The 15,537-nt window shown below is 67.3% G+C and carries 12 protein-coding genes; 11 read left to right on the top strand and 1 reads right to left on the bottom strand.

Translation table 11 applies throughout. From position 1 onward, the window contains the following. Positions 1-37: 37 nt before the first annotated feature. From ACQ858_RS18220 to ACQ858_RS18195, 6 genes are all read left to right on the top strand, one after another. A complete protein-coding gene (locus ACQ858_RS18220) occupies positions 38-208 on the top strand; it encodes a rubredoxin (RefSeq protein WP_088955233.1) in 171 nt (56 codons plus the stop codon). An 81-nt stretch (positions 209-289) separates the two neighbouring features. Beyond that, a complete protein-coding gene (locus tag ACQ858_RS18215; RefSeq protein ID WP_088955234.1) occupies positions 290-682 on the top strand; it encodes a response regulator in 393 nt (130 codons plus the stop codon). A 3-nt stretch (positions 683-685) separates the two neighbouring features. After that, on the top strand, positions 686-1,051 hold the full coding sequence (locus ACQ858_RS18210) for a response regulator transcription factor (protein ID WP_431274011.1): 366 nt from the start codon (positions 686-688) through the stop codon (positions 1,049-1,051). A 22-nt stretch (positions 1,052-1,073) separates the two neighbouring features. Beyond that, positions 1,074-1,592, top strand: a complete 519-nt coding sequence (locus tag ACQ858_RS18205; protein WP_431274010.1) for a chemotaxis protein CheW — start codon at positions 1,074-1,076, stop codon at positions 1,590-1,592. A gap of 54 nt (positions 1,593-1,646) precedes the next feature. Then, positions 1,647-3,983 (top strand): methyl-accepting chemotaxis protein, encoded by a 2,337-nt coding sequence (locus tag ACQ858_RS18200; protein ID WP_431274009.1) that lies wholly within the window; start codon positions 1,647-1,649, stop codon positions 3,981-3,983. A gap of 16 nt (positions 3,984-3,999) precedes the next feature. Continuing rightward, positions 4,000-10,137, top strand: a complete 6,138-nt coding sequence (locus ACQ858_RS18195) for an Hpt domain-containing protein (protein ID WP_431274008.1) — start codon at positions 4,000-4,002, stop codon at positions 10,135-10,137. Positions 10,138-10,260: 123 nt separating this feature from the next. Here the strand turns inward: ACQ858_RS18195 and ACQ858_RS18190 are convergent, their stop codons facing one another. Continuing rightward, positions 10,261-11,745 (bottom strand): cryptochrome/photolyase family protein, encoded by a 1,485-nt coding sequence (locus ACQ858_RS18190; protein WP_431274007.1) that lies wholly within the window; start codon positions 11,743-11,745, stop codon positions 10,261-10,263. Between ACQ858_RS18190 and ACQ858_RS18185 the strand changes: the two genes are divergently transcribed. From ACQ858_RS18185 to ACQ858_RS18165, 5 genes are read left to right on the top strand one after another with little or no spacing between them, the layout of a single operon-like run. Next, positions 11,744-12,343 (top strand): YqgE/AlgH family protein, encoded by a 600-nt coding sequence (locus tag ACQ858_RS18185; protein ID WP_431274006.1) that lies wholly within the window; start codon positions 11,744-11,746, stop codon positions 12,341-12,343. The genes ACQ858_RS18190 and ACQ858_RS18185 overlap by 2 nt on opposite strands. Then, positions 12,340-12,777 carry a Holliday junction resolvase RuvX gene (gene ruvX, locus ACQ858_RS18180; RefSeq protein ID WP_431274005.1) on the top strand — a complete coding sequence of 146 codons (438 nt, stop codon included), beginning with the start codon at positions 12,340-12,342 and terminating at the stop codon, positions 12,775-12,777. Before ACQ858_RS18185 ends, ruvX begins: the two co-directional genes overlap by 4 nt. Then, a complete protein-coding gene (gene pyrR / locus ACQ858_RS18175) occupies positions 12,774-13,271 on the top strand; it encodes a bifunctional pyr operon transcriptional regulator/uracil phosphoribosyltransferase PyrR (RefSeq protein WP_431274004.1) in 498 nt (165 codons plus the stop codon). Before ruvX ends, pyrR begins: the two co-directional genes overlap by 4 nt. Beyond that, positions 13,271-14,233: an aspartate carbamoyltransferase catalytic subunit gene (locus ACQ858_RS18170; protein WP_431274003.1), complete on the top strand. Its 963-nt coding sequence runs from the start codon at positions 13,271-13,273 to the stop codon at positions 14,231-14,233. The genes pyrR and ACQ858_RS18170 overlap by 1 nt, the downstream gene beginning before the upstream one ends. 22 nt (positions 14,234-14,255) lie before the next feature. After that, complete coding sequence (locus ACQ858_RS18165; protein WP_431274002.1) at positions 14,256-15,527, top strand: dihydroorotase; 1,272 nt, start codon at positions 14,256-14,258, stop codon at positions 15,525-15,527. Positions 15,528-15,537 lie beyond the last annotated feature (10 nt).

The following is a 15,537-nucleotide window of genomic DNA, read 5'->3' as shown; positions in this document are numbered from 1 at the left end:
GATCGTTGCATTTGATGTACAGGGACCTTAAGCTGCGATGAATACGAAAACCTGGATGTGCCTGATTTGCGGGTGGATCTACGACGAATCGGTCGGAGTACCGGAAGATGGTATTGCGCCCGGAACGGCGTGGGCAGATGTTCCGATGAACTGGACCTGCCCGGAATGCGGGGCACGCAAGGAAGATTTCGAGATGGTTGAGATCTGAAGCATGGCATAGGGCCGCGCTTCCTGTGCTCCCCGGGGGCACAGCGGTCCCATCCAGAAGCGTCACAAGGAGCGGTGCAATATGAGCGCGAATGGATCCGGCTACAAAGTGCTTGTCATCGACGACAGCAACACCATTCGGCGCAGCGCCGAGATCTTCCTCAAGCAGGGCGGCCATGAAGTTCTCCTCGCCGAAGACGGCTTCGATGCGCTCTCCAAGGTCAATGACCACAAGCCCCATCTGATCTTTTGCGACATCCTGATGCCGCGGCTCGACGGTTATCAGACTTGCGCCATCATCAAGCGCAATTCTCATTTCTCCAATGTTCCCGTCGTGATGCTCTCGTCCAAGGACGGCGTGTTCGACAAGGCCCGCGGCCGCATGGTCGGTTCGCAGGACTACCTCACCAAGCCTTTCACCAAAGACCAATTGCTCAACGCCGTGCAGCAGTTCGGCACCCTTCAGGAAGCGTAGTAAATGTCCATTCGCAAAGTGCTCGTGGTCGACGACTCGAAGACCGAGCTCGTTTTCCTCACCGATCTCCTCCAGAAGAACGGCTTCTCGGTGAAGACTGCGGAGAACGCGGACGACGCCATGCGCCGCCTCGAGGAGGAGCAGCCCGACCTGATCCTGATGGATGTCGTGATGCCCGGCCAGAACGGCTTCCAGCTCACCCGCGCGATCGCCCGCCACCCCCAGTACGCAGCGGTGCCCATCATTCTGTGCACAAGCAAGAACCAGGAAACCGATCGCGTGTGGGGCATGCGTCAGGGGGCGAAGGACTACATCGTCAAGCCGGTGAATCCGGCAGAGTTGATGGCCAAGATCAGTGCACTGGCCTGACTCCCGCTAGTTTTCGATTCCCATGGCCAATCGAGACGCCCTCCGTGCATTCCAGTCCCGGCTTGCCGGCCGCTTGCAGGCTGCGCGCACGTCGGGTGTTTCCGCATCGTGGCTCGCGGTCGAGGCCGGCGGTGCCAACTACCTGTTCCCGCTCGGGCATGCGGGCGAAATCTTTCCCTGGGTCCAGCCGCAGCATGTGCCCTACACCGAGCCGTGGTTCCTCGGCGTGGCCAATCTTCGCGGCGGCCTGTACGGCGTCGTCGAGCTCGCCGGCTTCCTGACCGGCGCGCAGGCCGCGCCGGTGACCGGCGAGGCGGCGCATGCACAGTCCCGCCTGGTCGCACTCAACGAGATGCTCGAAGTCAACTGCGCCTTGCGGATCGACCGGCTGGTCGGTTTGCGGGGCGTGGACGCCTTCGTTGCCTCCGAGCCCCCGGACGCCGATGCGCCGGCCTGGCTCGGCCATTCGTACATCGATTCCGCCGGGGCGCGCTGGCAGGAGATCAATCTCCAGGCGCTGTCCCAGCAACCTCGTTTTTGAGCATCGGCGCCTGAGCGCTTCGCCTTGCACCGACCACAACCTGAAGGACCGACCGTGAGCTCGATCGCCGACAAGTTCAAGAAGTTCATGCCCGCGAGCGGCGGCAACGTCCGCGTGGGCGCCGACAGTGCCGCCACGCTGTCGATGGACAACATCGAAACCGTGCAGAACACGGACGAGCCGACGGTGGCGGTGCCGCACGATGCCGCGAAAGCATCGGCGACGCCCTCCGCCGATGCGCCCGCGTCGGGTGACGCCATGTCTGCTCCCGCGGATCGGGCGCCCGAGATCGAGGACGCGATTCCGGTCGCATCGTCGAGCCCGGCAAAGTCGCGTTCCAGGCGCTCGCAGCGCTCGAGCCCGGCCCGGCAGCAGCGGATTCTTGCGCTCGCGCTGGCTGGCGTGGTGCTGTTGCTGATGCTGGTCGCCGGTTCCGCCATTCTTCGCGCCGAACGTCTCGCCCAGCAGGTGGCTGCCACGGGTCAGTCGTTGATGCAGTCGCAGCGTCTCGCCAAATCGGTGTCGCAAGCGCTGGTCGGCAACGTGGGCGCGTTCACGGAAGTCAAGGAAAGTTCGGATGACCTGAGCCGGCGCGTGCAGGGTCTGGCGAGCGGTGACGATTCGCTCAAGCTGGAGCGCGTCGGCAGCCAGTACGACATCGAGCTCGGCAAGATCACGCCGCTGGTCGAGCGCGCCGACAAGAGCGCCAAGGCGGTCCTGGCTCAGCAGAAGATCCTCACGCAGGTGGGTAACGCGCTTCGCGACATCAATCGCCAGTCTTCCGACCTGCTCGAAATGACCGAGACCGTCGCCTCGCTGAAGATGCAGCAGAACGCGACCCTGCCCGAGATCTCCGCGGCCGGCCAGCTCGTGATGCTGACCCAGCGCATCGGCAAGTCGGCCAACGAATTCCTGACGGTCGAGGGCGTGAGCCCCGACGCGGTGTTCCTGCTCGGCAAGGACCTGAACTCGTTCCAGGAAATCACGCGCGGCTTGCTCGACGGCAGCAGCCAGCAGCGCCTGCCCGGCACCCGCGACGCTCAGACCCGCCAGCAGCTCGACGCCATCCTCAAGACCTACGAGCAGACCCGCACGCAGGCCAGCGCCATCCTGGGCAACCTGCAGGGCCTGGTCGCCGCGCGCGAAGCGCAGGCCGCGATCCTGGCCGACAGCGAACCGCTGCGGAACGCGCTCGGCGACCTGCAGGAAAAGCTCTCGGCCCGCACTGGCCTGGGCGCCGGCACCGTCGTGATGCTGTTCGTCCTGTCGCTGGCCGCACTGGCGCTGGCCGGCGCGATCGGTTTCGTACAGGTCCGCGAAGGCCGCGAGCGTGCCGCTTCCGCCGAGCGCGAGCGCGTCGAAGCCGAACGCGCCAGTGAAGACGCCGCGCGCGTCAATGCCGCCAACCAGGCCGCGATCTTGCGTCTCATGAACGAACTGCAGACCGTCGCGGAAGGCGATCTGACGCAGGAAGCGACCGTGACCGAGGACATCACCGGCGCCATCGCCGACTCGGTGAACTACACCGTGGAAGAACTGCGCCTTCTGGTGGGCAACGTGCAGAACACGGCGACCCGCGTGGCGCACACCACGTCGCAGGTGGAAAACACCTCGACCGAACTGCTCGCCGCATCGACCGAACAGCTTCGCGAGATCCGCGAAACCGGCCAATCGGTGCTCACGATGGCCGAGCGAATCAACGGTGTGTCGTCGCAAGCGCAGGAGTCGGCAACAGTGGCACGCCAGTCGCTGCAGGCCGCTTCGTCCGGCTTGCAGGCGGTGCAGAACGCCATCGGCGGCATGAACGCGATCCGCGACCAGATCCAGGAGACCTCCAAGCGGATCAAGCGCCTCGGCGAATCGTCGCAGGAGATCGGTGAAATCACCGAGCTGATCTCGGACATTACCGAACAGACGAACGTGCTGGCGCTCAACGCCGCCATTCAGGCCGCATCCGCCGGTGAGGCCGGCCGCGGCTTCTCGGTGGTGGCGGAAGAAGTTCAGCGATTGGCCGAACGCTCCGCGGACGCCACGCGCCAGATCTCGGCGCTGGTGAAGGCGATTCAGACCGACACACAGGATGCGGTGGGCGCCATGGAGCGTTCCACGCAGGGCGTGGTCGAGGGGGCCAAGCTGTCCGACAACGCCGGTACGGCGCTCTCCGAGATCGACCGCGTGTCGCGCCGTCTGGCGGACCTCATCGAGCAGATCTCGCTCTCGGCATCGCGGGAGGCCGATTCCGCCAACGTGGTGGCCGCCAACATCCAGCACATCTTCGCCGTGACCGAGCAGACCGGCGAAGGCACGCGCACCACGGCCCAGCAGGTCCGCGAGCTCTCGCACATGGCCGAGGAGCTGCGTCAGTCGGTGGCTCGTTTCAAGATTTCCTGAACGCCGAGCGCCCAACGTGTCGATGCAAAGTCCCGCAGCCCACATCGCCGGCAATGCGCCGGCAACGGAAGATCTTGGGCCGCTGGCCTGGGTTCTCGGAGAAATCCAGAAGTCGCTCGATGCCGTGGGCAAGACCTTGCGGCGCTTCTCGCGCGACGCCGCGTCGGCCCTGCCGGGTTCGGAGATCGACACCTTGCCGGTCCGACAGGCCCGGCAGCAGCTGCATCAGGCCGTCGGCGCGTTGCAGATGGTGGGCCACACCGCGCCCGCCCTGGTGCTCGGCGCGATGGAGTTCGCAGTCCAGAGCTTCGTCACCGAGCCGCTGCGCTGCAACGACGCTGCGGTCCAGAAGATCGAGCGGGCCGGCTTCGCCGTCGCTGATTTCCTGAACGCGGTGGTTTCGGGCAAGATGGTTTCGTCCGTCGCGCTGTTCCCGCAATACCGCGAGGTTCTCGAGCTGGTCGGCAACGAGCGCGTGCACCCGGCCGATCTGTGGAACATGACCTGGCGCTGGGTCGAGATCAAGCCCGCGCCCACCCAGGCTGCGCTGGTGTACGACCCTGCCGTCCGCTCGAAGCTCGATCGCGAAGTCCTGCAGGTCGTCAAGAATGGCGATGACCATGCGGCACGGCGGCTGCAGGCCCTGTGTCTCGGGCTCGGCCGTGGCGCCTCGGTGCCGAGGGTGGCGAGCTTCTGGACGCTCGCTGCCGGTTTCTTCGAGGCGTTGGCGCTCGCGCTGATTCCGGCCGACTCGCACGTGAAGCGCGCCGCTTCGCGTGTGTTGCTGCAGTACGCGACGCTGGCACGCGGCGACAACACCGTGTCGGACCGTCTCGGCCAGGACCTGCTCTTCTTCTGCGCCCAGGCCGTTCCGGGCACGAATGACGAAGCTGCCACGTTGCGTGCGGTGCGCGCGGCCTGGGGGATCTCCAACGAGCAGAAGGTCGACTACACGATCGAGCAGTTCGGCCGTTTCGATCCGGTGGTGCTCGCGCAGGCGCGCAAGCGCATCGAAACCGCGAAGGAGATGTGGTCGGCGCTGTCCGGCGGCGAAGTGAGCCGCATGCGACAGGTCGTGGACAGCTTCGCGCAACTCGGCGAGTCGCTGCAGAAGCTTCATCCGCCCAGCCAGCCGATGGTGCAGGCACTGAACAATGCCGTGGACGCCTCGGTGCGTTCCAGCCACGCGCCCAGTACCGAACTCGCGATGGAAGTCGCCACATCGGTGCTCTATCTCGAAGCCGCGTTCGAGGATCTCGATCCGCAGGACCGGCAACTCACCGCCCGCACCGTCCAACTCGCCGGGCGCATCGAACGCGCGCGCGAGGGCGGGCGCTCGGAGCCGCTCGAGCCCTGGATGGAGGAGCTCTACCGCCGCGTGAGCGACCGCCAGACCATGGGGACCGTGGTCGGCGAGCTGCGCAGCCACCTGAGCGAGCTCGAGAAATCGCTCGATCAGTTCTTCCGCCGTCCGACCGAGAAGGGCCTGCTGCGCAACGTGCCCTCGCAGCTCCTGCAGATGCGCGGGGTGTTTTCGGTGCTCGGGCTGGATCAGGCCGCTCAGACCGTGCAGCGCATGCGCGAGGACGTCGAGCGGCTGCTGGCCGAAGAATCGCCGACCGACGAGATCCGCGCCTTCGACTCGCTCGGCAACAACCTGGGCGCACTCGGCTTCCTGATCGACATGCTCAGCTACCAGCCTGCGCTGGCCAAGCGGCTGTTCGTGTTCGATGAGGACACCGGCGAGCTCAAGCCGCTCATGGGGCGGCACGCGGGCGATGCGTCGTCCGAGGCGGCTGCGCCTGCGGCTTTCGCGGCCGCATCCGGCCCGGTCGCCGTGACCGAGGCGGTCATGAGCGTCGAGGAAGTCGATGCGCAAATCGCCGCCAAGCTTGCGGCGCTCGCGGGCCCCGGGACGCGCAAGCCTCCGCCGTCGCCCATCGAGGAATTCAGCCAGGCGGCCACGAGCTGGACGGCCAAGATCACCGGCCCCGCGCCGCTCGAGGGGCTGCCCGACACCGAGGTGACCGAGCTGGAGGAAGACGACCTCCAGAACATCTTCCTCGACGAAGCCCGCGAAGTCCTGCACAACGGGCTGGCGGCGGTGTCGGCGCTCGGCGCGCGCCCGGACGATGAAGGCGAGCTGACCATCCTGCGGCGTGCCTTCCATACGCTGAAGGGCAGCTCGCGCATGGTCGGGCTGATGGATTTCGGCGAGGCCGCATGGTCCTTCGAACAGGTGCTGAACACGTGGCTGGCCGACCAGCGCCCCGCTACGCCGGAACTGCTCACCGGCACGCGGAATGCGCTTCAGGATTTCGCCAAGTGGGTGGAAGCGATCGCCGCGGGCGGGTCGCACAACTGGAAGTCGGCGCCTTTCCTCGCGGTCGCCGAATCGCTGCGCACCGGCGAGCCGCTGGAGATCCCGGCGCGCGTTGCCGATGCCGAGGCGCTCGTCGCGGCTGCGCGCCACATCGCTGCCGAATCCGCCGCCGAAGCGCCGCCGGCTGCGATGGAGCCCGCGCCGTTGCCGGCCCTGCCCGATCTTCGCGATCTGGAATTCGAACTCGATCTGGATTCGAAGGGTGAGAAAGCCCCGGCTACCGAGCTGCCGGCAGAAACGTCTTCCGTGGAGCCCGTGGTCGCTCGGGCCGATGAGTCCGCCGTCTGGTCTGGCCTCAAAGAGTCCCTGGATGCTGCCCCGGAGCAGCTTCCCTCGGAGACTCCGCGCTCCGACGAGGGATTTGCGTCGACGGATTTCCTCGACTTCGATGGCAAGCCCGAGCCGCCGCCCGAAGAGTCCGTGTCGCTGGGCGAGTACGACGACGGTGATTTCCTGGAGACGGTCCACACCGCGCTCGAGCCCTCCCTCGTGGCGGCCGCCTCGCGGCGGGAGCCTGAACCCGAAGAGCCGCCCGCGCTGGAACTGGTGCCTGAGGTCGCCGCGGCGCCGCAGCCCGAGCCCGAGCCCGAGCCCGAGCTTGCATTTGCACTGAGCCTCGAGCCCGAAATCGAGGGTGCAGTCCCGATGGAAACCCCCGCCATCGAGGAGCCGCCGCCTGCTCACGACGAAGTGGCGCTCGAGATCGCGCCGGCAGAGCTTCCATCCGCGGATGTCGCGGAGCCGCCCGTCGAGGCTGCGCCCGTCGAAGCCGTTGCGGCAGCGCCCGAGGAACCCCAGCTCGAACGGGCGCCGGCATCGGGCGCCGAGGAGCAGGTCAAGGTCATCGGTCCGCTGCGCATTGGCATCGCGCTCTACAACGTCTATCTGAACGAAGCCGACGAATGGTCGCGCCAGCTGGCGACCGAGGTGGGCGAATGGGCGCTCGAAACCCACGAGCGGGTCCCGATGTCGTCGATCAGCCTTGCGCATTCGCTGGCCGGCAGTTCCGCCACTGTGGGATTCCAGAGCCTCTCGGGCATGGCGCGCTTGTTCGAGACCGCGCTTCAACATTTGCACACGCAGGGCCGCGGTACGCCGGAACAGGGCGCGATCCTCGTCGCCGCCGCGGAAGAACAACGGCGCCTGCTGCACCAGTTCGCGGCCGGATTCCTGCGCGACCCGGCTGAAGATACGTTGGAGGCGCTGCGCAACGTCGCCGCCTCGCAATTGCCGCCCGCGGAAGCGGTCGAGCCTGTTGCCCCACTGCTTCACCTGGTGCGCGATGCCCGGTCGGATGTGTCGCTCGACGATTCCGACGACGCCTCCGACGTCGTCGATGCGGTCGACATGGACCTCTTCCCGATCTTCGAGGAAGAGGCCAGCGAACTGCTGCCGCAACTTGGCGCCGCGTTGCGCGATTGGACGCAGAACCCCGAAGACAGGGTTTCGCGCAGCGGGGCGCTGCGTACGCTGCACACACTGAAGGGCAGCGCGCGGCTGGCTGGCGCCATGCGCCTGGGCGAGCGCGCCCATCGCATGGAATCGGACATCGAGGCGATCGGCGCCGAGGGCGCCGACCGGCAGGCGATCGAGCAGTTGCTCACGCGCTTCGACGCCTTGCAGGCCAACTTCGATGCGCTGCGGGCTGCGGACGATGCGACGCAGGCCGAGCTGGTCCAGCGCGCCGCCGCGCCTGTCACGCCCGCCACGCCTGTCGTCACCGTTGCCGCGCTCGAAGCGAAAGCCCCGGCGGCCCCGTCGGTTGTCGAGACCGCCGCGGCCGAGCACGACGCGGTGCCGGCTGCCGCCGAGCCGACCCCTGCAGAGCCGCTCGCGGAGCGCGTCGCGATCGCGATGCCTTCGCCCGCGGTACTCACGCCGCTGCGCGCGATGTCGAGCCGGGCGGTGCGCATCCGCACGCATCTGCTCGATCGTCTGGTGGCCCAGGCGGGCGAGGTCATCATCACGCGCTCGCGCCTCGAGGCCGAAATCGGGCAGTTGCGCAGTTCGCTCGCGGATCTCACCGGCAACCTCGACCGCTTGCGCCAGCAGCTGCGCGACATCGAGCTGCAGGCCGAAAGCCAGATGCAGTCCCGCCTCGCGCAGGCCAAGGATTCGCAGCAGGGCTTCGACCCGCTCGAGTTCGACCGCTTCACCCGCGTGCAGGAACTCACCCGCATGATGGCCGAGTCGGTCAACGACGTGGCGACCGTGCAGCGCACGCTCCAGAAGACCGTGCAGGCGACTGAGGACGACCTGAGCGCGCAGGCGCGTCAGACGCGCGAACTGCAGCGAGGCTTGCTGCGTACGCGCATGGTCGAGTTCGAAGGCATTTCCGAGCGTCTTTACCGTGTCGTCCGCCAGGCGTCGAAGGACACCGGCAAGCAGGTGAGGCTCGACATCACCGGCGGCTCGATCGAGATGGACCGCGGCGTGCTCGACCGGATGACCCCGGCCTTCGAGCACCTGCTGCGCAACTGCGTTGCCCACGGCATCGAGGATGCAGCGGTGCGCGAAAAGGCCGGCAAAGATCCGAGCGGCCTGATCGTCATCGAGCTGCACCAGGAAGGCAACGACGTTTCGGTGAGCTTCCAGGACGACGGTGGTGGTCTCCGGTACGACCGGATCGTCGCCCGTGCGCGCTCGCTCGGCCTCGTTGCCGAGGGCCAGCAACTCGGCGACGAAGAGGCGGCGGAGCTGATCTATCAGCCCGGCTTCTCGACCGCCGAGCAGGTCTCCGAACTGGCGGGCCGCGGCATCGGCATGGACGTGGTGCGCGCGCAGGTCGCCGGCCTCGGCGGCCGCATCGAGACCCGCAGCAAGCCGGGGCAGGGGACCACGTTCAAGCTGGTGCTGCCGCTCACGACGGCGGTGACGCACGTGGTGATGATGCGCGCCGGCGCGGTCAACATCGGCGTGCCTTCCAACCTCGTCGAACTGGTGTTGCGCGCCGGTGCATCGGAGCTCGAGAAGGCCTATCTGGACAGCCACTACCCGTTCGGCGGCGAAGAAGTGCCGTTCTACTGGGCCGGTGCGCTGCTGCAATCGTCTTCGGGCAGCGAGCGCGTGCCCGGCAAGGCGAACACGATCGTCATCGTGCGAAGCGCGGCGCAGCGCGTGGCCCTGCACGTGGACGAAGTGCTGGGCAACCAGGAAGTCGTGGTCAAGAACCTCGGCCCGCAGCTCTCGCGGCTGCCGGGCATGGCCGCGATCTCGGTGCTTGCATCGGGTGCGGTCGCGCTGATCTACAACCCGGTGGCGCTGGCCGCCGTTCATGGCGAGACGGCGCGTGCCTTCCAGACCTCGGCAGGCCGCGGCGCCGCAACCCAGGACACGCGCGCAGCCCTGCCGACGGCACCCGTCGCCCAAGCGCCATCGCAGGTGCCGCTGGTCCTGGTGGTGGACGACTCGATCACCGTGCGGCGCGTCACGCAACGTCTGCTTCAGCGCGAAGGCTATCGGGTGGCACTGGCGGCGGATGGCCTGCAGGCGCTCGAACGGCTGCAGCAGGAGCGCCCCGCGGTCGTTCTGTCGGACATCGAGATGCCACGCATGGATGGTTTCGACCTCGCGCGCAACATCCGCGCGGACGCAGCGCTGGCCGACCTGCCGATCATCATGATCACCTCGCGGATCGCCGAGAAGCACCACGACCATGCGCGAGCGCTTGGCGTCAACCACTACCTCGGCAAGCCGTATTCGGAAGAAGAGCTGCTGCGCCTGGTGCGCAGCTACACGGGCGTCGAGCTGCCCGTGGCGATCGTGGCGTGATGGGGCACACCCCCAGGCTTGCTCACTTCGTGTAGCCGCCCACCCCCTTGCAGGGGCGCGGCCAGCGGCCCGGCGGAGCCGGTTCCGCGGCCGCCCCCGAAGGGTGGTGCGCGCTTGTTGCGCTCATTGCTTTACCACTGCGTAGCGCTGGAGCGTGCGCTCGCGCGCCTCGGCGTGATCGACGATCGGCTTGGGGTAGTTCTCGCCGAGCTTCACGCCCGCCGCTTCCAGCTCCAGCGGCGTCGCCGTCCACGGTGCATGGATGGCCGTATCGGGCAGCTTCGAAAGCTGCGGCAGGTAGCGCCGGATGAACTTGCCTTCGGGGTCGAACTTCTCGCTTTGCGTGACGGGGTTGAAGATCCTGAAGTACGGCTGGGCATCGCATCCGCTCGAACTCGCCCATTGCCAATTGCCGTTGTTCGACGACAGCTCGAAATCGTTCAGATGGATCTCGAAGTAGCGCTCGCCGCGCCGCCAGTCCAGCCCGAGGTCCTTGCACAGGAAACTCGCGACCACCATGCGCAGCCGGTTGTGCATGTAGCCGGTCTGGTTGATCTGCGCCATCGCGGCATCGACGAGCGGGTAGCCGGTCCGGCCCTGGCACCAGGCGTCGAAAAGCAGGTCGGCGTGCTTGCCATGGTGCCACTGGATCCTGTCGTACTCGGGCCGGAAGCTGCGCCGCTTGCCACCTTCGACCATGTGCGGATGGTGCGCGAGGATCTGGAAGAAGAAGTCGCGCCAGATCAACTCGCCCAGCCAGGTTGCGGCGCCCGGGTCGCCCTGCTGGGACAGCTGGTGCGCCGCGCCCGCGAGCTGCCGGATCGACACGGTGCCGAAGCGGAGGTGGATGCCCAGATAGCTCGGCCCGCGCACCGAGGGGAAATCGCGCGTTTCCTGATAGCGGTCGATGCGCCGGGAGAAGTCGTTGAACAGCGCCGAGCCGCCCTGGCTGCCGGTAGGAATTTCCAGGTCGGCGAGGTTGGTCTTATCGAAGCCGAGGTCCGCCAACGTCGGGACCGGTGCCCGGTACTTCTCGGGCGCGGGGGCCAGCGCCTCCGCGTAGCTGCGCACCGGATAGCCCTTCAGGTAGAACGCATCGACCTTGGCAAGCCAGGCGCGCTTGTAGGCGGTGAAGACGGTGTAGGGCCGCCCGAGCTGCGTCACCACCTCGTCGCGGTCGAACACCGCCTGGTCCTTGTAGGTGTGAAAGGCGATCCCGGCATTCGCCAGTGCACCCAGCACCTTGGAATCGCGGTCGAGCGCTTCGGGCTCGTCGTCGCGGTTCGCGAACACCGCCTGAACATCGAGCGCGTGGGCGAGCGGTGCGATCTCGTCTTCGGCGACCGCGTGGCGGACGATCAGGCCGCCGCCAAGGGTGCGCAGTTCCGCATCGAGCCCGACCAGCGATTCGCGGATGAATTCCACCCGTCGGTCCGCGCGCGGCAGCGCGTCGAGGATCGCGCGATCGAAGACGAACACGCACACCACCTGACGGCAGGCGCGCAGCGCGTGGTAGAGCGCTGCGTTGTCGTCGATCCGGAGATCGCGACGAAACCACATCAGGCCCTTGGGATAGATCTTGTCGACGGCCAGTAAAATCGGCGGCATGGCCTCCGATTCTGCCCCGATGAACTTGACGCATCACTTCCTGATTGCGATGCCGGGTCTGGAAGACAAGGCGTTCAGCCGCAGCGTGGTCTACCTCTGCGAGCACAGCGAGCGCGGCGCGCTCGGTCTGGTGATCAACAAACCCAGCGATATCAATCTCGGGGTGCTGTTCGAGAAGATCGAGTTGCACCTCGCGAGCCCCGAAATCGGCAACGCGCCGGTCTTCCAGGGCGGGCCCGTGCAGACCGAGCGTGGCTTCGTGCTCCATGAGCCGGTCTTCGCGCGCGCCGACAAGCCGAACGAATCCGTCTACGCCTCGACCATGACCATCCCCGGCGGGCTGGAAATGACCACCTCCAAGGACGTGTTGGAGGCGCTCGCCACCGGCGCCGGTCCGCGCAAGGTGCTTGTTTCGCTCGGTTACGCCGCTTGGGGCGAGGGTCAGCTCGAATCCGAACTGGCCGAGAACAGCTGGCTGACCGTCGGCGCCGATCCGGCCGTGATCTTCGACACCCCCGTCGAGCAGCGCTACGACAAGGCGCTGTCGCTGCTGGGCCTCGAGGCCTGGACGCTCTCGCCCGATGCGGGGCATGCATGAGTGGATTGGCGATGCCTGACGGCGCAGCCCCTCCGCTTTCCGTTCCTTCCCACTTCCAAAGCTTCCTGGCCTTCGACTTCGGCCAGAAGCGGACGGGCGTCGCGAGCGGCAACCGCCTCCTGAAGACCGCGACGCCGCAAACCACGATCAAGGCCGAAGGCGACGCCCGCTTCGTGCAGGTGGAAGCCCGCATCCGCGAATGGCAACCCGACGCACTCGTCGTCGGCGTGCCCCGACATCCGGACGGTGCGCCGCACGACAACACCCGCGCGGCACAGCGCTTCGCGCGGCAGTTGCACGGCCGCTTCAGGCTGCCCGTGTACGAGGTCGACGAGCGCTACAGCACGACCGAGGCGCTTGCCTCGGGTGCGCGCGACGCCGACGCCGCGTCGGCCTGCATCATCCTTGAACAGTTCCTGAGGAGCCTTCCGTGAACTCCATCCCTGACGCCGAAGCGCTCTACGTCGAGTTGTTGCGCGGCGTGAAATCCCTGATGCAGGGCGACACGCGCCTCGTCGGCGTGACATCCGGCGGCGCATGGCTGGTCGAGCGGCTGCAGAAAGACCTGGGTCTGGCCGGTGCGCCCGGCGTGATCTCGTCCGCGATGCACCGCGACGATTTCGCGCGCCGCGGCCTCTCCGCGAGCGCGCAGACTTCGCTGCCCTTCGACGTCGAGGGTGCCGACGTGCTGCTGCTCGACGACGTGCTCTACACCGGCCGGACGATCCGCGCCGTGCTCAACGAGCTGTTCGACTTCGGCCGTCCGGCGCGCGTGCGCCTCGCCGTCATGATCGACCGCGGCGGGCGCGAACTGCCGGTGGCCGCGGACTTCGCGGCGCAGAAGCTCGAACTGCCGGCGACCCAACTGCTCGCCCTTGCGCGATCGGACTCGGGCGCGTTCAGCTTCAAAGTGGAGGAAAACAATTAATGCTCTACAAGCGAAACCCCCAGCTCAACAAGAACGGCGAGCTGATCCACCTGCTCTCGATCGAGGGTCTGCCGAAGGACATCCTCACCCACATCCTCGACACCGCCGCCAACTTCACGAGCGTGAGCGACCGCGAGGTCAAGAAGGTACCGCTCCTGCGCGGCAAGAGCGTGTTCAACCTGTTCTTCGAGAACTCGACGCGCACCCGCACCACCTTCGAGATCGCGGCCAAGCGGCTGTCGGCCGATGTGATCAACCTCGACATCTCGCGCTCGTCGGCGTCCAAGGGCGAGTCGCTCCTCGACACCATCGCCAACCTGAGCGCGATGGCTGCCGATCTCTTCGTCGTGCGCCACAGCGAATCGGGTGCGCCCTACCTGATCGCGCAGCACGTCGCGCCGCATGTGCACGTCGTGAATGCCGGCGACGGACGCCATGCGCATCCGACGCAGGGCCTGCTCGACATGTACACGATCCGCCACTACAAGAAGGACTTCGCGAACCTCACCGTCGCGATCGTCGGCGACGTGCTGCATTCGCGTGTGGCGCGCTCCGACATCCACGCGCTCACCACGCTGGGCTGCGCCGAGGTGCGCGTGGTCGGCCCGAAGACGCTGGTGCCCGGCGACCTCTCGCAGATGGGCGTGCGCGTGTGCCATACGCTGGAGGAGGGCATCAAGGACTGCGACGTGGTGATCATGCTGCGCCTGCAGAACGAACGCATGAGCGGCGCGCTGCTGCCGTCCTCGCAGGAATTCTTCAAGACCTACGGCCTCACGCCGGACAAGCTGCAGCTTGCCAAGCCGGACGCGATCGTCATGCATCCGGGGCCGATCAACCGCGGCGTGGAGATCGACTCCGCCGTGGTCGATGGCCGGCAGAGCGTGATCCTGCCGCAGGTCACTTTCGGCATCGCAGTCCGCATGGCCGTGATGAGCATCGTCGCAGGGAACGAAGCATAGGGTGCCCGATAGAGGACAGAACATGAATATCCAGATCATCAACGGGCGCATCGTCGATCCGGCATCCCGGCTCGACAAGCAGGCCGACGTCGCGATCGCCGACGGAAAGATCGTCGCGATCGGCAATGTCGGCAGCGAGTTCCGCGCGGACCGCACGCTCGATGCGCAAGGCTGCATCGTCGTGCCGGGGCTCGTCGATCTCGCGGCGCGGCTGCGCGAGCCCGGCTATGAGCACGAGGGCATGCTCGACAGCGAAATGGCCGCGGCCGTGGCCGGTGGCGTGACCAGCCTCGTGTGTCCGCCCGACACGGACCCGGTGCTCGACGAACCGGGCCTTGTCGAGATGCTCAAGTTCCGCGCCGAGAAGCTCCAGCGCGCACGCCTGTTTGCCCAGGGTGCGCTCACGCGCGGGCTGGCGGGCGAAGTCCTGACCGAAATGGCCGCGCTCACCGAGGCCGGATGCGTGGGCTTCGGTCAGGCCGATGTTCCGTTCGGCAACACACAAGTGCTCCTGCGAGCGCTCCAGTACGCGAGCACGTTCGGCTACGCGGTGTGGCTGCGTCCCCAGGATCGCGACCTGGGCAAGGGCGTTGCGGCGAGCGGTCCGCTCGCGACGCGCCTCGGGCTTGCCGGCGTGCCGGCGGCGGCGGAGACGATCGCCATCTTCACCATCGTCGAACTCATGCGCGCGACCGGAGCGCGCGTGCATCTGTGCCGCCTCTCGAGTGCGGCGGGGGTGGCGCAGGTGCGCGCCGCCAAGGCGGAAGGGCTGCCGCTGACCTGCGACGTCAGCATCAACTCGCTGCACCTGGTCGACACCGACATCGGCTACTTCGACAGCCGCGCGCGCCTCAACCCGCCGTTGCGGCAGCAGCGCGACCGCGATGCGCTCTCGGCCGCCCTGGCCGACGGCACCATCGATGCGCTGGTGTCTGACCATACGCCGGTCGAAGCCGATGCGAAGACGCTGCCCTTCGCGGAAAGCGAAGCGGGTGCCACCGGTCTCGAACTGCTGTTGCCGCTCGCGCTGCGATGGGGCGAGCACAGCGGCGCCGGCCTGATGCGCGCGATCGAAGTGGTCACCGCCGCCCCTGCCGGCCTGATCGGCACCGAAGGCATCGGCCGCCTGACGGCGGGCGGTGCGGCGGACCTGTGCGTGATCGACCCGGCGCACGAATGGCAGGTCACGCCGGAAGCGCTTCGCAGCCAGGGCAAGCACACGCCCTTCGGCGGCTATGCGCTGCGCGGGCGCGCGCGCGTCACGCTGGTGGGCGGCCGCATCGTCCACGACTGAAAGAGCAATC

The organism is Variovorax ureilyticus (assembly GCF_050632185.1).
Lineage (GTDB): Bacteria > Pseudomonadota > Gammaproteobacteria > Burkholderiales > Burkholderiaceae_C > Variovorax > Variovorax ureilyticus_A.
Note: the sequence above shows the minus strand (reverse complement) of the source record. Positions and strands in the feature narration are given on the sequence as shown.